Below are 22,110 nucleotides of genomic sequence, written 5' to 3' on the forward strand. Positions count from 1 at the left end.
TCTAAAGTCTATTCTCGCCATAACTTTGCCTTATCAAAATCAACAATTAATTTATTAGAAAAATGAAAAATTCAAATCAAAAAGTATGGTTTATCACGGGAGCTTCTAAAGGTTTAGGCTTGTCTTTGGTAAAACAATTATTGGAAGAAGGAAAAAAAGTTGCCGCCACATCCAGAAATATTTCTGACCTACAAAATGCAATTGGCGAACACGAAAATTTCTTGCCATTGGCGATGAATTTAAAAGATGAAGCCAATGTTGGTGAGGCAGTTGACCAAACTGTAAATCATTTTGGGAACATTGATGTCGTGGTAAACAATGCTGGTTATGGACTTGTGGGAGCAATCGAAGAATTGACAGGCGAAGAATCTAAAGAAAATTTTGAAGTCAATGTTTATGGAACTTTAAACGTGATTAGAAAAGTTTTGCCTTATTTACGCGAACAAAAATCAGGTCATATTTTTAATATTTCTTCCATCGGAGGATTTACTGGAGCTTTTCCAGGATTCGGAATTTATTGCGCCACAAAGTTTGCAGTTCAAGGACTTACAGAATCTTTGGCAACCGAAGTAAAAGATTTTGGCATAAAAGCAACGGTAGTTTTTCCCGGATATTTTAGAACTAATTTCTTGAACCAATCGTCTTTAAGTACTCCAAAAGTGCAACTTGCAGAATATGAAAGTGTGAGAAATGTACAAAAAGCACACGAAGAAGAAATCAACGGAAACCAGCCTGGCGATCCTGTGAAAGCCGCTAAAGCGATGATTGCCATTGCAGAAAGAGAGCAACCTTTGGTACACTTTTTTCTTGGCCAAGACGCTTACGATTTAGCTTATGCCAAAATGAAAACGGTAAAAACCGACTTAGAAGACGCCAAAGAATTGTCAATTTCCACTGGATTTTCAAAATAAAAAGCTTACTTTTAAAATGAATTACAAACCGAATAAATATTTGAAATTTACAATTTATTCCAAATAAGATTCGATCCAGACCTGCAATTTAGCAGGTTTTGGAGTTTGTACTAAATGTCAAAGATTATGTCAAGAATAGAAACAATCGAGGATTTTTACAATCACAAATTCAATTATCTTCCTGATAATTTGAAGAACGATATTGGTCATTTTAACGTTTTTAAAATGGAAGATTGTTTCATGGAAGGAGCGAAGCCAATCGTTTACACAAGGCGAGATTACTATAAAATCACGATGATTCGCGGTAAAAATATTTATCATTATGCTGATAAAAGTATCGAAGTTGACGGAACCGCATTGGTTTTTTTCAATCCGCAAGTTCCTTATACTTTTGAATCGCTTTCTGATGAAAAAACCGGTTTCTTCTGCATTTTCAAGGAGTCATTTTTCACAGAATCGCTCAGAAGTAATATTCACGATTTGCCGATGTTCAAGATTGGCGGAAAACCCGCGTATATTTTGACCAAAGAACAAGAAAGTCAAATTGGCGGTATTTTTGAAAAAATGCTTGATGAAATTAATTCTGAGTATCAATATAAGTATGATTTGATCAGAAATTATTTGACGGAAATCATTCACGTGGCGATGAAAATTGCGCCTTCAGAAACTATTTTTCAGCACGCGGACGCCAACTCCAGAATCACGGCAGTTTTTACAGAATTACTTGAAAGACAATTCCCAATTGAGTCACCGTCACAGCGTTTTGCATTTCGTTCGGCCAAAGATTTTGCTGAAAAATTGTACGTTCACGTCAACCATTTGAACCGTGCAATCAAAGAAACAACCGGAAGAACGACCACAAATTTAATTGCCGAAAGAATGACGAACGAAGCAAAAGCTTTATTGAAACACACCAATTGGAATATCTCAGAAATAAGTTATTCGCTTGGTTTTGAAGAACCATCACATTTCAATAATTTCTTCAAAAAGCACACCGAAATTTCGCCTTCCGCTTACCGAACTGCTTAAAAATTAATTATGTCGATACCCACAAAATTACTCACCCGAAAAGATGAAATCACGGCTGATTTTTTAAAATTATTTGACAATCACGTTTCTGATTTGCTTAATTTAAAAACTGAAAAGCGATTCAGCACAAGCGATTACGCCTCGATGTTATTCATTCATCCAAGACATTTGACCAATACGATAAAGTTGACCACAGGAAAATCTCCATGCAATATTATGGAAGAAAGACTGGTAGATGAAGCCAAGAAAATGATTTTGGAAACCGATCTTTCGATGGCAGAAATCGGGCAGAAAATTGGTTATGATGAACCAACTAATTTTGTAAAATTCTTTAAAGGAATGGAAGGAATCACGCCATTACAATTTCGAAAATTACAATTGCAATTAAAATAAAATACTGAAGTCTTCATCATTTTTCGAGCGATTTTCAAGCGTAAATTTGCATAGATATAAATTTTAAAAAATAATAAAATGTCAGATAAATCAAAAATTGCCTTAGTAACCGGAGGAAGTCGCGGACTGGGGAAAAATATGGCTTTGAGCATTGCTAAAAAAGGTTTGGACGTAATCTTAACTTACAACAGCAAAAAAGAGGAAGCCGAAGAAGTTGTAAATCAAATAGAAAAATTAGGCCAAAAAGCTTTTGCATTGCAATTAAATGTTGCAAATTCTAGCACTTTTGACGCTTTTTATTCAGAAATAAAAACAGCTTTAAAGGATAAATTCCAAGCTGAAAAATTTGATTTTTTGGTAAACAATGCAGGAATTGGGATTCATGTTCCTTTCGCAGAAACTACTGAAGAACAATTTGATACGCTGGTAAATATTCAGTTAAAAGGAACGTTTTTTATGGCTCAAAAAGCCTTACCGTTGTTAGCCGATGGCGGTGGGATTGTGAATATTTCTACTGGTTTGGCGCGTTTCAGCCTTCCAGGATATTCGGCTTATGCAACTATGAAAGGTGGCGTTGAAACCTTGACAAAATACCAAGCAAAAGAATTAGGTTCAAGAGGAATCAGAGTAAATGTTGTTGCTCCGGGTGCCATTGAAACTGATTTTGGCGGTGGCGTAGTTCGTGATAACAATGATTTGAATGCTCACATCGCTTCAACAACGGCATTGGGAAGAGTCGGTCTTCCAGATGATATTGGTGGCGTGGTTGCATTTCTTTGCACCGAAGACGCGCGTTGGGTAAATGCTCAAAGAATCGAAGTTTCAGGTGGTACACTTCTATAAAAAATTAAAAATCAAACGCTCTTTTACAGAGCGTTTTTTTTTGCTCAAATGTTTTTCAAAGCGTTGACAATCTTCCGATTAAAATATAAGTTAATGTAAAAATTATATAATCATTCTCAAGCAAATACTTCGGACTTTAGCAAAGACAAGATTAGGATATAAATTGATTTTGACAATAACTAAAAAATAAGAGCTATGGTTGCAGTTTGTGAATTTAAAATGCCTCAAAAATTTGAAATTGCTGGAATGAATCTGAACGATGGAACAGCAAATACACTTATTGACAAGATTATCGATGACCTAAAAAAGGAAAAAGCAACGCTTTCAAAAGTGCAATCTTATTGTGATATTATGGAAGGAAAAAATAATTCTAAAGTCACTGAAGACGCCACTTTTGTGGAAATAAACTTAATTTTAGACGAACATCAAATCCAGGATTATAAGATTTATGACAATCTGATTATTGACAAAGCCATTTCAAGTTTTCAGAATGACGATCATTATATTTCAAAATATTGGCTCAACGGTCAAGAAGAACACATTGCTTTTGAAACTGAGTTTTAAAAAGAAAACCACCTTTTTTTAAGGTGGTTTTTTATTTTGAATTTTCTCTTCTGACCCTTTCAATATCCTCCAAAGTGGCGCATTTTGTCTCAATTATTTCCTCGTCATATTTAAAAGGAAGGTGGATAAATTCTACTTCAGATAAATCTTCGTTTAAATAATCTTCCATATCTTTTAAGTCGAAAAACCATTCTTTATCGAACTGAATTTTGTGGACAGAAGCGTCTTTCAGCAATATATTTAGTTTTAGATTTTTGTTCATTTGTAATTTTTAAGTTTGCAAAGATACCAATTTCAAGAGATTATTTTTTTCATTTCCACAGCATTTATGATTCCGGCGGAACTCGCAGTATTGTTGAAATAAATATACACTTCGTCAAAATTCTTCTGCTTAATTTGGTTCCAAAATTCCTGCAATTCATCCGAAGAATATTCGCTGTAAAATAATTTCGGATTTCCGTGGAAACGAAGATATCCAATAGAATTTGTTTCAATAATTTCAGTCGGAAGCTTTGGATAATTCGGACTGCAAAACGTAATATTAGTTGTTTTAAAAGTCTCAAAAACTTCAGGATTCCACCAAGTTTCATTTCGAAATTCAACTACGTTTTGATATTTTGTATCCAATTGATTTAGAATTAATTCCATCCGTTCTTCGGTATAATTAAAACTCGGCGGAAGCTGAAATAAAATACATTTTAATTTTTCTTTCAGACCTTCAGAAGCAATTTCATAAAAAGAATCAATCTCAGTTTTGCAATCTTCAAATTTCTTTAAATGCGTAATTATTTTTGGAGCCTTGACAGAAAATAAAAAATCTTCTGGCGTTTTTTTGTACCAATTATTTAAAGTTCTAACGGTCGGAAATTTATAAAAAGTAGCATTTAATTCATAAGTTTTGAAATTTTCTGCGTAGAAATCAAACCATTTTGAACGTGGCAATTCTTTCGGATAAAAAATTCCAGACCAATCTTTTGTGTTGAAACTTGAACAGCCGATATGTATTTTTAAATTTTTCAATCGTGCAGTTTTTGACAATTAGTACAAAAAAAACTTCTGCGTTTTTTGGTTCCCGTATATTCTTTAAACATCGGAAGATCGCACCGTTTGCAGATTTTTTTTGTGTGGGCAAGCCAATGTTTTTTCAGTTCGTTTTTCTTTTTCCATTTAAAGAATTCAAAACTATAAATTCGAGATTCGTCCACGATTTCCTTTATTTTTTTACTCGGAATTTTCCCAACCAATGATTCCGGATGAATTCTGGCGCGGTACAAAACTTCATTCTTGATAATATTTCCTAATCCCGAAAAAATATCTTGGTCTAATAAAACATCGCAAATCATTTTATTTGGATATTCTTTTAGTTTTTTTATCGCTTTTTTTGCGTCCCAATCGTCATTCATAATGTCTTCTGTCCAGTCATAATGCGAGTTTATGTCACCTTCCAAAACTTTAATGGCGCAAGCATAAAAATTAATTTCTCCTTTCTGAAAGACCAAACTTAGCTTTGGAACGGAAGCTTTTTGTTCGTTAATCAAATAACTTCCAAACAATAAAAAGTGAATCCAAATCGTGAAATCGTCAAAACAAATCAAAAAATGTTTTCCCCAGCTTTTAAACGATTCGATTTTTTTGTTTTGAATTCGGTCAAAATCAAGCTTGGCACTTCCGTTGGCTTCAATGATTTTCTTGCCTTCAAACGAATGCACTTCTTCCTTTAAAATAACAATACTCGGACCTTCAGGCATTTTCTTAGAATTTAGTTCTATTAAAATTCCGATTTTATAAAGCAATTCCGTTATACGTTTCAGCCTAATATTTACAAGATTTTAAACGGAAATTTCTCTTTTCTTTTGCCTGAAAGTAAGATTAATTCGGGGCAAGACATTCTTCGCCGTTTTTGGAACTTGGTGTTCCCAAAAGCTTTGCATTTCACCGCCCATCAGCAATAAAGTCCCGTGATGCAACGGAATATCAAGCTGTGCGACATCTTTTCTAAATTTATGTCGAAGCTTAAACAATCTCGTTTCTCCAAAAGTTACCGAGGCAATGTAAGTATTTTTGCTCGTGGTTCCCACTTTGTCGCTGTGCCAAGAAACGCCATCTTTTCCGTCTCGGTATAAATTTAAAAGCACGCTGTTGTAATTTACTTCGGTTTCTTTTTCAACTTTTTCTTTGATGAATAACAATTCCGGCGTCCAATCCAATCCATTTTCATCAGCACCTGGATTTTGCTTGTCTTCATACCAAGAAATCATCCGTGGCGCTTTTACAGTTTTGTCATACATGGGCATTTCATACTCGCGCCAAGGCGTTTCATGCAACAGTTTTTCATAAAAATTATCAGATTCTTCCTTTGAAAAAAAGCTGTCAAAAAGCATCATATCAGTATCTGGAAGATCATAAATAATCTTGCCAGCACGTCCCGAAGTAAACAATTCGGTGTCGTTAAAAAGTGTCATCATCATGTTCATTTTTAAATTAAGTGGTAGTTTAATTTTTACCTAAAATTTCGACCTTTGTGAAAAATTTCATCCGTAGGATCTTCGTCAGATCTTGATAAAGTCGAAAGTTTTGAGGCGTCTGAATCAACAGTCATATTTCGCAAAAGCGGTGAAAGATTGAAACATTTGTTGGCAATCACGTGAATGACTTTGCCTTCAATTTGCAGTTTTCCTTCCACCATAAGCAATCGCGCTTGTACAATTTCCTTTCTATGTTTTTGAAAAACGGTGTCCCAAACGACCAAATTGGCGAAACCGCTTTCGTCTTCTATCGTAATAAATAATACGCCTTTTGCCGTTCCCGGCCGTTGCCGAACGGTGATGAGTCCAGAAACTTTTATCGGATCACCATTTTTCATTTCAGAAAGTTTTCCGGTTTTAGTAACTCCCAAACTATCCAATTGCGGACGCACAAAACTAACGGGATGCGCTTTTAACGAAAGTCCGGTCGAAGCATAATCGCTGACAACGTGCGCAGCTTCGGTCAATAACGGCAATGAAAGTTGGGTTTCATTCGTGCTTGCCGAAGGCTGTCCTTCAAACAAACCAATCGGGTTATCTGACAAAGCGGAAACTTCCCACAAAGCCTGTCTTCGGTCTAAATTAATCGAGCGAAAAGCATCAGCATCGGCCAATTTTTCAAGCGAAACCATCGAAACTCCGGCATCCAAAACAGAATTTACAGTTAAAAAAGGCTTTTTTCTAGCGTTTACCAAAACTTGCATATCTTCTGAAGACAGACCTTTTATTTGCCTAAAACCCAGTCGCAACGCGCAATATTCTCCTGATTTTTCTTCCAGCGTATTGTCCCATTGAGAATAATTTATGTCAATCGGACGCACGATTACATTATGATTTTTTGCATCGATGATAATTTGTGCCGGCTGATAAAATCCCATCGGAAGACTGTTCAGCAACGCGGCCGCAAAAACGTCGGGATAAAAACATTTCATATACGACGACACATAAACCAGCAAGGCAAAACTCGCCGCGTGACTTTCTGGAAAACCATATGAACCAAAACCTTCGAGCTGGCGGAAAACGCGTCGTGCAAAATCTTCTTTATAACCTTTTGCAATCATTCCGGCGACCAATTTTATCTCCCAATCGCTGACTTTTCCTTTGGCTTTAAAAGTAGCCATACTTCGGCGCAGGCCGTCTGCTTCGGCGGGCGTAAATCCGGCGGCAACAATAGCAATTTCCATGGCTTGTTCTTGAAACAAAGGCACTCCGAGTGTTCTTCCTAAAATATCTTCTAGCTCTTTTGAAGGATATTCTATTTTATCAATTCCGTCGCGTCTTCTCAAATACGGATGAACCATATCGCCTTGAATCGGTCCAGGTCTTACAATCGCAACTTCAATAACCAAATCATAAAATTTTCTGGGTTTCAAGCGAGGCAACATCGACATTTGGGCACGGCTTTCAATCTGAAAAACGCCCAAAGTATCGGCATTGCAAATCATATCATAGACTTCAGGCAAATCTTGTTCTATGTTTGCCAAAGTATAATCTTTGCCATAATGTTGCTTGCACAAATCAAATGTTTTGCGAATACACGTCAGCATTCCTAGTGCCAAAACGTCCACTTTCAAGAACCCGAGTGCTTCGATATCATCTTTGTTCCATTCAATATTGGTACGATTTTCCATTCTCGCATTTAAAACCGGACACAAATCTGAAAGTTTGTCTTGGGTAATGACAAAACCGCCGGTGTGCTGGCCTAATTGACGCGGAAAACCGACATATTCTCGAGTCAATTCTATAATTTTGACCAAATGCGGGTCGGCCAAATTAAATCCTTCCGAAGTAATTCTTTCGTCGTCAAGTTCGTCCCGAAATTCCCAAATCGAAGAAGCCAAACGGTCCACCGCATCTGCTGAAAGTCCCATCGCTTTTGCCACATCCCGAATGGCGCCTTTCCAATGCACTTGGGTAACCGTGGCCACGATTGCTGCGCGATCCCGACCGTATTTTTCATAAATATATTGGATGACTTCTTCGCGTCGTTCGTGCTCAAAATCGACGTCAATATCTGGCGGTTCATCACGCGCATCTGACATAAATCTTGCAAAAAGCAAATTAAAATGAGCGGGATTAACAGAAGTAATTCCCAAGCAATAACAGACTACAGAATTAGCGGCAGAACCTCGGCCTTGGCACAAAATATTTCTGCTTCGGGCAAAACGTACAAAATCATGGACAGTCAAGAAATAAGCCGCATAATTTTTTCGGGCCATAAAATTTAATTCATAGACAATTTGCGGGTACAGTTTTGCAAATTCTTTGTCATCAAATTTTTCTCTTGCGCCCGCCCAAGCCAGCATTTCCAGCTCTTCTTGAGGCGTTCTTTCGCCAGAAGTGATTTCTTCGGGATATACGTATTCCAAAGTGTCGAGTGAAAACTGGCAGGCTTGCGCAATTTCCTGCGTGGCACGCAAAGCATTGGGATATTGCCTAAAAAGACGCTTCATTTCTTCGGTAGTTTTCAAATAGCGTTCGGCATTTTGGTACAACTTGAAACCCGCACTATGAATTGTACATTTTTCTCGAATGCAAGTCAAAACATCCTGCAACTGTCGGCGTTCTGCAATGTGATAATGCACGTCATTGGTGGCAACTAATTTGATGCGAAAATGCTCTGATAACTGCCAAAGCCGATGCATCCGTTTGGTGTCATTGGCGTGATACGAACGGCTTACGCCAAGATAAAGTTGGCTTCTTAAATTGGCGCTGTATTCTTCCAAAGAAGCTTTAAATTCGGATTCAAAATCAAAATTTTCATTTAAAGAAAGTGGCGCAATGGCAATGAATTTAATGCCTTTTGAATGTTCATACACATCAGATTTATAAAGATGACAGTGTCCTTTTTCGGCACGCAAATTTCCGACAGAAAGCAAGCCAGAAAGTCGGCCATACGCTTCTTTATCAGTAGGATAGGCGAGTAGAGGAGGTCCGTCGAGTAATTCTAAATGGCAACCAATGACAAGCTTGATTCCGAATTGTTTTGCAGTAACGTGCGCACGAACGATTCCGGCCAAGGTGTTTTTATCGGCAATGGCAATTTGTTTATGGCCAAGCACAGAAGCCTGCTCCACGAGTTCTTCGGGGTGCGAGCCACCGCGGAGGAAGCTGAAATTGGTCGTGACTTGTAATTCTGTATATTCCATCAGGCAAAAAATCCGTGTAAAAACCATTGTGGCTGTTCTTTTTCATAAGGTCCCGAGCGAAACAGCCAATATCGCGCGCCTTCAGTGTCTTCCACACAATAATAATCGCGGTACAATCCGTCAGAAATCCACCATTCTTGCTCGATTCTTTCTGGTCCGTCTGATTTTGAAACGGTGTGAATTTTTCCTTTGTATCTAAAAAATAACGGCGGATTATCCGGAAGCACCGCTGTAACCTGAACAATTTCTGGCTTCGACAAAAGATGAATCGGTCGTGGCAAATCACTTCGAAATTCAACTGTCGCTTTTTCCCATAACGGTTCGGCCTCTTTCACCGACCGTTCTGGCCAATAATGTTCTGTGGCGAGAAAACGGCTGATAACATTTGTGTTTTTTCTCGCTGTTATTCTGTCAATCAATTCGGCAATTTTTTTGTCATTCTGATTTAAGGCATTCCAAATCACGGCTTGTTCTTCAGAAACGGGTTCGGTTGTGGGCGCTTCCAAAACAAATAATTCAAAACCAAGTGAAGGTTCTAACGTGGCAATTTTATGTTCAAAAAGCTTGAAAAGATGCACCGTATTTCTGGACGGATGACCGGTGCCGATTTCAATCTGCTGAATGTCTCCGTCAATTCTATAAGCGCTAAATGTTGCCTTTCGCAAACCCAAACCTTCGGATTCTAATCGAGTGCATAAAGTTTGTAATAATTGTTCCAAAGCAATTGTGATTCCGGTGGCCGTGGAAATGGGTTCCAAGCAATAAAGCCTTTCCATATAAGGTTCCACGGGTTTTATTGGAACAATTAATTCGAGTTCTTGCCCCAAAGCTTGTCCGATTCTCAGAGGTAATTCGGGACCAAATCTTCGCCTTAATGATTCCCGAGGCATTCCGATAAAACTATCAATTCGTTTTAAGCCGAGTTTTTTTAATTTGGATAAAATAATTGGATTAAGTCGCAACGCATTGGCAGGAAGGCTTTTAAGTGCTTCATATTGTTTTTTTTCAGGAACTATATTTTGAGGGCTATATCGAGCAATTCCCCAAGCCATCCCGATAGTATCTGCAATGGCGATGGAAACTGTGTAGCCGAAAGACTTCATTTTCTCTTTAATAGTTTCAATATAAGCACTTTCGCCACCCCAAAGATGTGTGCAACCGCTGGTGTCTAACAGCAATCCGTCGGGAAAATCAGTGGCTACAAAAGGCGTGTATCTGATGCACCATTCGGCCAAAGCCAATAATAATTTTTCGTTTTTTCCGGGTTCCGATTCTAACATTTCGAGTTCTGGAAAAAGCGCTTTGCAATCGGCCAAAACCATTCCTGAAAAAATCCCTTTTTGTGTGGCTAATTTGCTGGAAGCGTCAATAACCATGCGTCCTTTTTTACGCGAAGCCAGCACAAACGGAACCTCGCGAAGTTCGGGTTGTTTTCGAATTGCGTGTTCTGAAAGCAGAAAAGGAAACCATATTGAAGCGTATCGTGTCATTATCCGGCGTGACGTTCGTTAATTGAAATAGGATTATTTTCTTTAGAAAAGGTTTGGAATTGACCATTTTGCCAGCCAATTTGCCAAGAATCAGGCTTGCCATTTTTGACTTTTAATAATTGAATATCCCAATAAGGATGGCCAACTCCCGGCAAATCATCGTCAAAAGAGCTTTGTAACGGCGTGATTTTCCAGCGTGCTGTGCAAGCCACGGCATTTTCGCCACTTGGCATAAATCGGTGAATGAATCCGGTGACACCACTGCGTTCTACGGCCAGTTGCAATTTTCTGGATTCGGTGAAAGTCAGTTGTTTGATTTCTCCAATCACAGCTGTTAGCGATTTACATTTTAAGGCTTCTTCAATAATCCAAAGCATTTCTTTTTGGTTGGATGTTGTGATAAAAATGATGCGTTCAGGTGCTAAACCAAATTGTTTTAATCCCGGAGGGAATACTTTTTTTTCACGGCTGACCCAGAGGCAGATGCCGTCATTTTTAGCCAATTTTCCGGTAAGTGTGGCGATAAAACCACCAGTTGAAGCGGCCGAAACAGCTTCATAACTGCTAAATTCATGGAGCGCACCCACAGGAAATGTATGATTTGGGAAAGCTTCAGAAAACGGGAAAAAATTGTCTGTTGCTACTTCGCTCGAAACTCTTCCCAAGCTTTGCATGGCATTGATTTTAGCTTGGAACATTTTGACTAATTCTCTTTTTTCGGCTTCCGTTTTCATGTGAATTTCTTTTGATACAAAATTAGCAAAGATTGTAACATTAATTATTATATTTGTAGTTACAAATTGTAACATTAACATACCATGTCTTTATTTTCTGATAACATAAAATATTTGAGAGTTAATAAATCACTGACACAGCAAGGTGTTGCAGACCAATTGATGATTACGCGTGCCAGACTTTTAAAATATGAAGACGGAACTTCACAGCCTCCGATTGAATTATTAAAAAAGATATCTAATTATTATCATGTTAGTATTGATATTTTGATTTCAGTTGATTTGCGTAAAATTCCAATGGATGACTTGCTTAAGTTAGATGACAATAGAATTTTGCTTCCGATAACTGTGGATAAGCAGGGCGAAAACTTCATTGAAATTATTCCTCACAAGGCAAAAGCCGGATATACTTCGGGTTATGCTGATCCAGAATTTATCGAAAATTTACAGCAGATTTCGTTGCCTTTTCTTAGAAATGGAAAATTTAGGGCATTTCCGGTGGAAGGAGATTCGATGCCTCCGCATAAGGAAGGTTCCTTTATCGTGGGGAAATATGTCGAAAAATTAGGCGATGTGATGGACGGAAAAACCTATATTTTGCTGACCAAAAATGAAGGAATTGTTTACAAACGATTGAACAAAAACGGCAGAAACCTGACGTTGCAATCCGATAATCGTGTTTATAGACCTTACGAAGTAAAAGCTTCAGAGATATTAGAAATATGGGAATATGCTTGCAGTATTGCTACAAAAGAGTTTTTGCCAGATGACCTTGGAACAGAAAATGTAAAGGATATGTTCAGGGAATTGCGAAAGGAAATCTTAGATTTGAAAGGGAAAGTTTAATAGAAAATATTGTAAAAAAATAAAACCCTCAAAATCATTTGATTTTGAGGGTTTTTGCGGAGAAAGAGGCTCCGATATACTTTAAATAACATCAATGTTTATAAGGCTTAACGACGGTTGAATTTTATAGGTGTATCAATAGGGAACTATATAATCTACTTGTTTTTAGCCGTAGTAAATATATAGCTTTTTATTTAAAGCAATAGATCTTGGAACATTTTAATTTCTACTTATTTGATAGATTATTTTTTTAGATAAAGTTTTATCTAGATGCCTATAATTTTACTATTGATTTTTAAAAGATGTTAGTTAACTAAAGAATATTTTTATAGAAATAGAATTAGATGAGACCAATCAGAAAATAAATATCTTTTACATGTCTTAATACGTATTCATATACATTCAATTCGAGTGAACACGAATAAAACTCTATTAAATTTCGATAATTGTGTATTTATAAAATTATTAAAAAAGCCACTCATGCGTAGGAATTTTATTTTGCATATTCTAGAAATCTCTTCCAAGAAGAATTTTGTTTTTATATTTTTTCTGCTTAATATTATATTCTTTTATTTTTTCTTGAAGTTCTGCTGTAAGGTTCAAAGGACCATTTAATTCCTCAAATATCGTCTTTTGAATTTTATATAAATAGTCTTCAGGAATTTCGTTCTTATCATACCAACCGGAATAAGCGCCGTTACTGTCCTTATACCTGATCTGTCTCCTCATGGAAAAAGTTACCTTGTAGGGTTCGGTCCCTATTAACTCAGTGATAAGAGTTTCCTTAAAATTTTCAGCCTCTGCATATCCCTCTATTATTCCCTTGTCAAAATCCTGCATCTGAATGTCTGAATATTCCTGTTTCATCATTACGTATACAGCATCCCATATCTTTTGCTTGGGTACATTGTAAGAAGCATTGATAAATGCTTTTTTCTGTAGGTTGGAGATCTCAAGCACAATTTCCTTTTTTGACTGTCCTAAGGCAAGACAGGAGGTAATTAAGAATACTCCGGTAATTAAGATTGTTTTCATTTTGTTTTGATTTGCCGCCGTCCCAAGAAGCTTTAGATGGTTTAAACCAAAAGCGTGGGACAAACTCAAATCGATCGACCAAGGTACCGCCAAGCACCCAAAATACAGATAAGAGAAAGCCCACGCCATAGCGAGAGCGATTCTGCTTATTAATCTGTATCTTTTTGAAGTTTTGGCGGTTTCGGTCGATAGACTAATAGCTTACGCTAATGATTATATGTATAAATTATTTTATCGCATAGTTTTATTATTTTCTGATTTCAAATGTAGAATATTTTATTTTAAGTTTTCATATGTTCGTCCATTTTTCAAATATTTTGAACTAATTATTTCTGAGTGTTTTATCATATATAAATATTTAATTATTAACTAATTAAGTGTAATTAAACAAATTTATAATAGATGAGTGTGTAAACGATTTATTTGAATGCGAGAATTTAACAGACTCAAAAATTGCGTATCCGCTAGATTGGAAATTACCAAAAGGAAACCTATTATCAAGAATATAGAATCCTTCAGAAATTGTTTTTGATATTACCATTAGACACATTAAACTGATTAAGTTTTAAAAACAATCTCAGTAAACCGCTAAAGGCCAGATATTAATTGGAGTGCTTCGTATTCAAAAAAAAATTAAAAAAAAAATGCAAGAAAATGATCTAATAAGATCGAATCGCGGTTAAGCAAAATGAAATTCAAGTTGCAAAGCCCGCACTAAAAAAGGATAAATTAAGATAACATTGATACTAAACAGCAAAAGTCAAATCATAGAGGTAGACTCAGTACGTGATGAGTTGTCAATCACTAGGATAATATTTAAAAGACATTAAGTTTTATCTGTTAACGACTTCAAATAAAAATCCTCGAAATTTATTACAAGCATTTTTATTTTGCTTTTCGCTTAACAATATAAATCTGGTTTGTGGCATCATTACCAATAATCCTATGGTGACATACAATAATAAATATATTTTAAAAAAGGAACTTTCTGCCTCTTACCAAAACCAAATCGTTAATGCAATAAGTTTTTTTCACCGTTTTGGACACAAAAATGAAGATTGCAAAAATGCATCGTCCCAGACTGAAAACGATCACTAAATAATTTAAGCACGGAAGAGGGAAAGACGCTATCAGAAGCACATTCAAATGTTAAGCACAAGGTAATGCTTTCTCTTTAATACAATTGCGCTTTGTGACGAAGCGAGCTATTGAAATTTAAGCCAAATGATATTAATTCACAAAGAAATATCGTGATCATTAGACAAAACAAAGGCGAGAAAAACAGAATTACACTTCCGCAAAAATTATAGAAACTTCCGTAGCTGATGTTTAGCATACCAACCAAAGATTTGGCTATTTGAAGGACAAGAAGGGGAACAGTGTTCGTGTGGCATCTTTGCTGACATTTTTAAGGTTATGCTGATACGTTCTTCAAATAAGTATTACAAAAAATGTTAAATTATTACAAAATTTAAAAAAAAACGTTTAGCTTTGAGTTAAGTAATAATTTGGAATACCAACCCGCACGACTTTTATGAATGAACTAGTAAAAAAATATTTTGCCATAAACAACAACATTCAATTAAAGTCTGATTTCGAAGAATTATACTTTTCACATCCCAATTATCCAAGTTTGTTTTCAATAACAGATTCGCTGGAAGCTTTAGGCATCGAAAATGTTGCAATTAAATTTCCAAAAGAAAAAATATCGGAACTGCCTGATATTTTTTTAGCGAATTTTGATGGGCATTTTGTCCTGGTTCATAAAAATAATACGGAGGTAAGGATTGAAAACGAAAATGGGGAAAACAGCAAATTAAGTATTTCTAGCTTTGTTGATGGATGGAACGGTATCATACTAATCATAGAGCCTAAAATTTTTATTGGTAACGATGTCAGAAAGTCGAAAAGCAATTTTAGCTCATTTTTGGTATTATTTTTTTTTGTTGCCGCTTCGTTTCTATATTTCGGCGTTTCATCCGTTCAAATTTTTTGTGTCTTAATTTCATTGGCTGGCGTGTTAATAAGTATATTAATCTTAAAAGAGAAATTTGGGATTTCAAGTGATATTGTTTCAAAAATATGTACTGGGCAGGAAACTTCCTGTAATTCAGTCATAAAATCTGGAAATAGAAAAATCATCAAAAACGTGACTTTTTCAGATATCCCAATCATCTTTTTCGGTTCAAGCCTTTTCTCTCTACTTTTAGATCCGGCAAACGCTGTTGCGATAATTGCACTTTTGAGCTTTTTTTCAATTCCTATTATATTATATTCTATTTGGTTGCAGAAAGCAGTTTTGAAAAAGTGGTGTCCGCTTTGTCTGATCGTATCGTTGTTGGTAATAATTCAAAGTTTGCCACTATTTTATTTTCAAAGCATATCGATGCCGGAAATTCTGGGTAATGGCTATTATTCCTACCTATCTTTTGGGGCCGTTTTTATCTTGTGGGTTTTTATCAATCCTTTGATAGAGGGCAAGACTAAGTCTTTTGAAAAGGTAAATGAGCTTTTACGATTCAAGAGGGATATTAACATATTTAAATTTTTAGCCAGGGAGGTTTCTTCTCTGGAAGGAATCGAGTACTTAACAGGCATAAATATCGGTAGCAATGACTGCAATTTGAATGTTAAGCTGTTCTTAAGTCCGAGTTGCGGTTATTGCCACTCATCTTATTCGGATGCCTGCAGCCTTGTAAAGAAATATCCAGATAAAGTGAATCTCTCTGTTTTTTTTAACATTAATCCTGAAAACTTATCGAATCCCTATCTCAAGGTCGTTCAAAGTTTAGTTGCAATTCAATCTGAAAGCGGAAGTAAAGCTTTCGAAGCCATAAACGATTGGCACATTGAAAAAATGCAGTTAGACGATTGGTTAAAGAAATGGAACAGGAATGAGATTAGTGAAAACGTTAATGATGAAATCCAAAAACAATATGACTGGTGTTTTAAAAATGGTTTTAATTATACTCCTGTAAAATTGGTCAACACCTTTATCCTTCCAAAACAGTATGAAATAAACGAGCTTAGCTATTTTGTTAACGAGTTTGGCGATATTGAAAAAGAATTAGATAGTATGGCGGTTTCGTCTTAAAAATATTGTTGCAACGATAGTCAGAAGACTCAACTGACTTAAAAGGATTGAGTTCAATCAAAATTTACTATTATAATTATGAAAAAATCAATTTTAAGTTTAGAGGGTGTTGAACAATTGTCTACTACTGAATTAAAAAGTATTAGTGGAGGTGCTCCTCCAAATCTTCCATGTGGAGCAGTTTGTACAAACGTTGGAAACAGGGGTTGTGCAAGCGGCAAATGCGAAATGACGCTGGAAGGCGTTGCCTATTGCATTTGTTAAAAATTTGTTTGATTTGTCTAAAACAAAGACAACATTTTTTTTTTTTAAATGCTAAAACTTGAGAGTGGGATTAATTTCTTCTCTCAAGTTTGTTTTTTAATTTTATGAAGCAGTGAGTTCAAGTTTTTAATAATATATAATAATATATGTGAAGAGGTGATGACGTTAAAATTTGCGATCAATTTGATGAAAAGGGGGAATATCCACTAATATTTTGATAAAAATTAATATTGAGTAAATTTAAGATTTTTTTACAAGCAGATTCAAAAGATTGCGGACCAACCTGTTTGAAAATGATTGCCAACCATTATGGCAAATTAGTGGACATACAAAAATTAAGAGACCTCAGTGAGACAACGCGTGAGGGCAGCAACCTGTTGACTTTATCTGCTGCGGCGGAAAAAATTGGTTTTAGTGCGGCTGGCGTTAAGCTCGGCTTGGACAAGTTAGAAGAAGCGCAGCTCCCGTGTATTTTGCACTGGAATGATAACCATTATGTGGTACTGTATAAAATTAGCAGGGGCTTGTACCATATAGCGGATCCTGCACACGGATTGATGAGATATTCCAAGAATGAATTCGTAAAGTTTTGGACTGGAAAAGAACCGAATGAAAGTCTTAACGGCGTCGCGCTTCTTTTAGAGAAATCTCCAGAATTTAATCGGCTTGAGCTAAATGGCGATGATAGTGGGACTTATGGATTCAAATTAATTTTCAGATATCTTATCCCTTACAGATCGTTCATGTTTCAGCTTTTTCTAGGTTTGTTTGTTGGCAGTGTCCTTCAGTTACTTGTTCCGTTTTTGACTCAAAGCATAGTCGACGTGGGCATTCGAAATAGAAATATCAAATTTATCTATTTAGTCTTATTTGCGCAGCTGTTTCTGTTTCTCGGAAGGACTGCCTTAGAAGTAATTAGAGGTTGGATATTGTTACATATCTCTGTGAGGATCAATATCACGCTGGTTTCGGACTTTTTTATAAAGTTGATGAGTCTGCCGATTTCGTTTTTCGATGTTCGGATGACTGGTGATATAATGCAACGAATAAATGACCACCAGCGTATTGAAAAAATTTTAACGACATCATCGTTAAGTGTCTTATTCTCTGTTTTTAACATGTTTGTAATGGGAGGTGTCTTGGCATATTACAACTTTAAAATTTTTCTTGTTTTTTTTATTGGGAGCGCTTTTTATTTTTTATGGATAATCGTGTTTTTGAAAAAGCGGGCTGACCTCGATTACAAAAAATTTTCTGAGGTTTCTCATGAACAAAGTAAAGTTATCGAGCTCATAAATGGAATGCAAGAAATCAAACTGCACAATGCCGAGAAAAAGAAACGGTGGATGTGGGAAGATGTTCAGGTGAGGCTTTTTAAAGTGTCTATAAAAAGCTTATTATTAGAACAGATACAAAGTGTTGGCTCTAACTCAATTAATGAGTTCAAGAATATTTTAATCATTTTTCTGTCAGCAAAATTAGTGATTGACGGACAGATTACACTTGGTATGATGATTGCGATTTCAAGCATAGTCGGAAATCTAAATGCCCCTATACTGCAGTTGATAGAGTTTGTCAGGGAAGCGCAAGATGCTAAGATTTCACTAGCCCGGTTATCAGAAATCCACAACAAAGAAGACGAAATCCAGGAAGAGCGCAGCCAAACCTCTAAAATTCCGGAAAACGCAGATATTATAATTAAAGATTTATCTTTTCGCTACAGGGGAACTGATTCGCTTGTTTTAAAAGATTTGAATCTTATTATAAAAGCCAATAAGATTACTGCAATTGTAGGTTCTAGCGGCAGCGGAAAAACAACATTGATGAAATTGCTACTGAAGTTTTATGAACCTTCGAAAGGGCATATTGATGTAAATGACATGCCGCTCAAGGCGATTGCTCAGACCGCATGGAGAAACCATTTAGGATGCGTAATGCAGGAAGGTTATATTTTTAATGACACGATTGCAAATAATATCGCTATAGGGGATGAAGCTGTTGACAAAAACAGGCTGATTTACGCCTCAGATGTTGCAAATATTGGAGAGTTTGTCGAAAATTATCCTTTCGGGTTTGATACCAAAATAGGAATGGAGGGGATAGGCATGAGTACAGGCCAAAAGCAAAGGATGCTGATTGCGAGAGCCGTTTATAAGAATCCTGAAATGCTGCTGTTCGATGAGGCAACGAGTTCCCTTGATGCCAACAATGAAAAAGAAATTATGGAAAAGCTAGGTGTTTTTTTCGAAAACAGGACAGTGGTAGTAATTGCGCATCGGTTGAGTACGGTCATGAATGCAGATCAAATTGTAGTATTAGAGAAAGGTGAGATTGTGGAAATCGGAACCCACGAAGAATTGGTTAGCCTAAAAGGTTACTATTTTAAATTAATAAAAAATCAATTGCAATTAGGGAGTTAGCAGTACAGCCAATAGATGATTAAATTACTGGTGGGAATACTAAGTGATAACAAAATAAATAGAAATGTTAATTGATAAAAAAAATCATTTGAGAAGCAGGGAGATGCAGCAAATGCTATCCCAAACGCCTATTTGGACAATTCGTTTGGGCACCGTCGTAGTTCTTTTGGTGATCATGATCTTTGTCTCAATCTCGTGGTCTGTGAAGTATCCAAATGTTGTTAAAGAACAAATAGTCATTACCTCCAATTCTTCAACGCAAATACCTAACGAGTATGTAGGGGTAATTACGTTAGATGCCGTCAATTCTGATAAAATAAAAATCGGCCAGGACGTCAATATGACGTTAGATAACTATCCAGAATCAGAGTTTGGTATTTTATACGGAACAATTAGTCATATCACATCATTACCAAATAAATCAGATGAATTAAAACTTGAAGTATCATTGAAAAGCGGGCTTAAAACTTCATACGGCAGACAAATTGTTGTCGGTCAAAAAGCCACGGGCACCGCAGTTATAACTACACATGAGTCAAGACTTATAGAGAGTTTGTTTTATCAATTTAGAGGTGTTTACGAATAGGTCAAGAAATTGGTTTTCTTAAAGGCTATTGTCAGAAAACTGTCTTTTGAGGCATTAGAAAATACTATTACACGTTGGGTATATATCGCTTTAATTTAGTCCAATTATTAAAATAGCCTGGCGTCTGACGGAAACATATGAATCGCATTTACGGTTGAGTGTTTCCGGAATCTACTCCCTTATTTCTTGCCGAGATAAAATAGCAAGAGTGAAACTGGCAATAATATTCCACTCGAATATGGTGCGATGCCTAATGGGAACTGCGGCCAGAAAGGCAAATTTCCCTTAAAAAGGCAACCTTCAAATACCCCCGCTTTCTTCGATAAACGCAATCTTCAGAAGTGTTCGGTACCTTACGCCTGCAGCTTCTATGTTACGTCCTTTTCGGGCGCTCCTCAGTCAGTATAAAATTGGAATGAATATAATTTCAGTTCTTAAAATATACCATAATTTGGTGAGGGCGTAGAACAAATTACATCACTATATTTGCAGCCAAATACTTTTTAAAATTTGTTAATAGTGTCAGCTGACCCTGCCTAGCTTAATACAGTTACTATGAAAAACAAACTTACCTATCTCACGATAGCCGCCTTCCTGTCCCATTTCGGATATTCCCAAGACATACAATGGGAAAAGTCATATGGGGGAAAGCATTCGGAATATCTTTTTGATGCCGTTCCTACGCCTGACTACGGATTTATACTCGCAGGCAGTTCGCTTTCCAACAAGACCGGAAACAAGACCGAGGAGGGGAACGGCAATCTGGACTACTGGATATGGAAAATGGATGAAAAGGGTGACCTGGACTGGCAGAAGAGCTTTGGCGGCACAGGCGCCGACCTGCTCCAGAGCGTGAGGCTGACCAGCGACGGCGGCTACATCCTTGCTGGAACTTCAGACTCCGGCGGGGGCGCCCAGAAGAAAGAAGATCGCTACGGACAGCAGGACTACTGGATCATAAAGCTGAATGCGATGGGAAATGTCCAGTGGGAGCGCACGATCGGCGGGATCGGTGAGGACCGGGTTACCGGTGTGATCCAGACCAAGGACGGGGGCTACTTTATCGGAGGCTCCTCGAGCAGCCCGATCGGAAGGCCCAAGAAAGGCATCCCCGAGCCTGGAGGAGCGCCGATACTGAAAAACGAGGCGGGGAGAGGGAATCTGGATTACTGGGTACTGAAGCTGGACCCGAAAGGCAATCTGGAATGGCAGCGAACGCTAGGCGGGCAGCATGCCGACGTATTGGAAGGCTTCGAGCAGACCAGGGACGGCGGCTTCATACTGGGAGGCTACTCGAACAGCCCGGCAACGCTCGACAGCGGGCGTGCAGGCGACAAGGAGAAAGACCCGATCGGCAACGGAGATTTCTGGATTGTAAAGCTGGACGCAAAAGGGCAGCTGGAGTGGCAGCAGACACTGGGAGGCGAAGGCGAAGACCACCTGTATTCGATCCACCAAGCCCTGGATGGAAACTACATTGCAGGCGGCAGCTCAAACAGCGCCTCTATATCTGGAGGCGCGGGCGCGCGCGATATGGATTTTTTGCTTATAAAGATAAACGAGACAGGAGAAGTAATCTGGAGCAGGACCTACGACTACGGGAAGCAGGATATCCTTATTTCGGTAACGGAAAATACAGACCAGACGATGCTGCTGGGAGGGTATTCAAAAAGCCCGATGACGCACACCGCCCTGCAGAAGAAAAAAGAAAAGGAAGGAATAAATGACTACATAGCCCTGAAAGTCTCATCGGAAGGCGAAGTCCTTTGGGACGCCACCGTGGGAAGCAACGGAGAGGACATCCTGAAAAAGCTGGTGAAGACGCGGGACGGAGGCTACCTGCTTGCGGGAACTTCCACGCCTGCAGTCCCAAAGGGAATGGCGGTGAAGACAGCGTCGAGGGACCGAAATTCCGCGATCGGCAGGAGCGACTTCTGGGTAGTGAAGCTCCGCGACAAGGATAAGAAAGAAGAGAAAAAGAGGGCTATCGAAGCGTTTCCCAACCCGGCGGTGCAGTACACGAATGTCGTGGTCGGCTATGAATTCAAGTCAGGCACCTGCACCATATTTGACCTCGCCGGACGCCAGCTCCAGGAGTTTGAGATCACAGACAGGACGGTGCCGGTGGACCTGGGCAGCTATCCGGAAGGTATCTACGTCATCCAGATCAGGACAGAAATCCAGAGCGACGGCATCAAGGTAGTAAAAGCACTTAACAAAGAGTAGA

19 protein-coding genes are annotated in these 22,110 nt (G+C 37.7%); 11 read left to right on the forward strand and 8 right to left on the reverse strand.

Annotation, left to right across the window (positions count from 1 at the left end):
- Positions 1-62 precede the first annotated feature (62 nt).
- From ACFPVY_RS07120 to ACFPVY_RS07140, 5 genes are all read left to right on the forward strand, one after another.
- Positions 63-911 carry an SDR family NAD(P)-dependent oxidoreductase gene (locus tag ACFPVY_RS07120; protein ID WP_379791280.1) on the forward strand — a complete coding sequence of 283 codons (849 nt, stop codon included), beginning with the start codon at positions 63-65 and terminating at the stop codon, positions 909-911.
- Positions 912-1,037: 126 nt separating this feature from the next.
- On the forward strand, positions 1,038-1,940 hold the full coding sequence (locus ACFPVY_RS07125) for a helix-turn-helix domain-containing protein (RefSeq protein WP_379791281.1): 903 nt from the start codon (positions 1,038-1,040) through the stop codon (positions 1,938-1,940).
- A 9-nt stretch (positions 1,941-1,949) separates the two neighbouring features.
- Positions 1,950-2,333: a helix-turn-helix domain-containing protein gene (locus tag ACFPVY_RS07130; protein WP_379791282.1), complete on the forward strand. Its 384-nt coding sequence runs from the start codon at positions 1,950-1,952 to the stop codon at positions 2,331-2,333.
- A 78-nt stretch (positions 2,334-2,411) separates the two neighbouring features.
- Positions 2,412-3,176 (forward strand): SDR family NAD(P)-dependent oxidoreductase, encoded by a 765-nt coding sequence (locus ACFPVY_RS07135; protein WP_379791283.1) that lies wholly within the window; start codon positions 2,412-2,414, stop codon positions 3,174-3,176.
- Positions 3,177-3,371: 195 nt separating this feature from the next.
- Complete coding sequence (locus ACFPVY_RS07140) at positions 3,372-3,740, forward strand: hypothetical protein (protein WP_379791284.1); 369 nt, start codon at positions 3,372-3,374, stop codon at positions 3,738-3,740.
- A 31-nt stretch (positions 3,741-3,771) separates the two neighbouring features.
- On the opposite strand, the gene ACFPVY_RS07145 is transcribed toward ACFPVY_RS07140, so the two are convergent.
- From ACFPVY_RS07145 to ACFPVY_RS07175, 7 genes are all read right to left on the reverse strand, one after another.
- Complete coding sequence (locus tag ACFPVY_RS07145; protein ID WP_379791285.1) at positions 3,772-4,002, reverse strand: hypothetical protein; 231 nt, start codon at positions 4,000-4,002, stop codon at positions 3,772-3,774.
- Positions 4,003-4,034: 32 nt separating this feature from the next.
- Entirely contained in the window at positions 4,035-4,760 is a 726-nt protein-coding gene (locus ACFPVY_RS07150; RefSeq protein WP_379791286.1) for a DUF72 domain-containing protein, read from the reverse strand.
- A complete protein-coding gene (locus ACFPVY_RS07155) occupies positions 4,757-5,488 on the reverse strand; it encodes a DNA-formamidopyrimidine glycosylase family protein (protein ID WP_379791287.1) in 732 nt (243 codons plus the stop codon). Before ACFPVY_RS07155 ends, ACFPVY_RS07150 begins: the two co-directional genes overlap by 4 nt.
- Before the next feature lie 81 nt (positions 5,489-5,569).
- Entirely contained in the window at positions 5,570-6,205 is a 636-nt protein-coding gene (locus tag ACFPVY_RS07160; RefSeq protein WP_379791288.1) for an alpha-ketoglutarate-dependent dioxygenase AlkB family protein, read from the reverse strand.
- Positions 6,206-6,240: 35 nt separating this feature from the next.
- On the reverse strand, positions 6,241-9,414 hold the full coding sequence (locus ACFPVY_RS07165; RefSeq protein WP_379791289.1) for an error-prone DNA polymerase: 3,174 nt from the start codon (positions 9,412-9,414) through the stop codon (positions 6,241-6,243).
- Positions 9,414-10,904 (reverse strand): Y-family DNA polymerase, encoded by a 1,491-nt coding sequence (locus tag ACFPVY_RS07170; protein WP_379791290.1) that lies wholly within the window; start codon positions 10,902-10,904, stop codon positions 9,414-9,416. The genes ACFPVY_RS07165 and ACFPVY_RS07170 overlap by 1 nt, the downstream gene beginning before the upstream one ends.
- A complete protein-coding gene (locus tag ACFPVY_RS07175) occupies positions 10,904-11,638 on the reverse strand; it encodes an ImuA family protein (protein WP_379791291.1) in 735 nt (244 codons plus the stop codon). Before ACFPVY_RS07175 ends, ACFPVY_RS07170 begins: the two co-directional genes overlap by 1 nt.
- Before the next feature lie 84 nt (positions 11,639-11,722).
- Here ACFPVY_RS07175 and ACFPVY_RS07180 point away from each other — a divergent pair, with 84 nt between their 5' ends.
- The gene (locus ACFPVY_RS07180; protein WP_379791292.1) at positions 11,723-12,484 is read left to right on the forward strand and encodes an XRE family transcriptional regulator; all 762 of its coding nucleotides are present in this window, start codon (positions 11,723-11,725) and stop codon (positions 12,482-12,484) included.
- A 507-nt stretch (positions 12,485-12,991) separates the two neighbouring features.
- Here ACFPVY_RS07180 and ACFPVY_RS07185 read toward each other — a convergent pair.
- Positions 12,992-13,519: a hypothetical protein gene (locus tag ACFPVY_RS07185; protein WP_379791293.1), complete on the reverse strand. Its 528-nt coding sequence runs from the start codon at positions 13,517-13,519 to the stop codon at positions 12,992-12,994.
- A 1,534-nt stretch (positions 13,520-15,053) separates the two neighbouring features.
- On the opposite strand from ACFPVY_RS07185, the gene ACFPVY_RS07190 reads away from it, so the two are divergent.
- The 5 genes from ACFPVY_RS07190 to ACFPVY_RS07210 all read left to right on the forward strand — a co-directional run bounded on the left by ACFPVY_RS07190 (position 15,054) and on the right by ACFPVY_RS07210 (position 22,109).
- Positions 15,054-16,613, forward strand: coding sequence for a vitamin K epoxide reductase family protein (locus tag ACFPVY_RS07190; RefSeq protein ID WP_379791294.1), 1,560 nt, complete (start codon positions 15,054-15,056; stop codon positions 16,611-16,613).
- Between the two features lie 78 nt (positions 16,614-16,691).
- A complete protein-coding gene (locus ACFPVY_RS07195; protein WP_379791295.1) occupies positions 16,692-16,877 on the forward strand; it encodes a bacteriocin in 186 nt (61 codons plus the stop codon).
- Positions 16,878-17,107: 230 nt separating this feature from the next.
- Positions 17,108-19,297: a peptidase domain-containing ABC transporter gene (locus ACFPVY_RS07200; protein ID WP_379791296.1), complete on the forward strand. Its 2,190-nt coding sequence runs from the start codon at positions 17,108-17,110 to the stop codon at positions 19,295-19,297.
- A gap of 64 nt (positions 19,298-19,361) precedes the next feature.
- Complete coding sequence (locus ACFPVY_RS07205; RefSeq protein ID WP_379791297.1) at positions 19,362-19,883, forward strand: hypothetical protein; 522 nt, start codon at positions 19,362-19,364, stop codon at positions 19,881-19,883.
- A gap of 555 nt (positions 19,884-20,438) precedes the next feature.
- A complete protein-coding gene (locus tag ACFPVY_RS07210; RefSeq protein ID WP_379791298.1) occupies positions 20,439-22,109 on the forward strand; it encodes a T9SS type A sorting domain-containing protein in 1,671 nt (556 codons plus the stop codon).
- Position 22,110 lies beyond the last annotated feature (1 nt).

This window comes from Flavobacterium qiangtangense, assembly GCF_042658345.1.
Classification (GTDB): domain Bacteria; phylum Bacteroidota; class Bacteroidia; order Flavobacteriales; family Flavobacteriaceae; genus Flavobacterium; species Flavobacterium qiangtangense.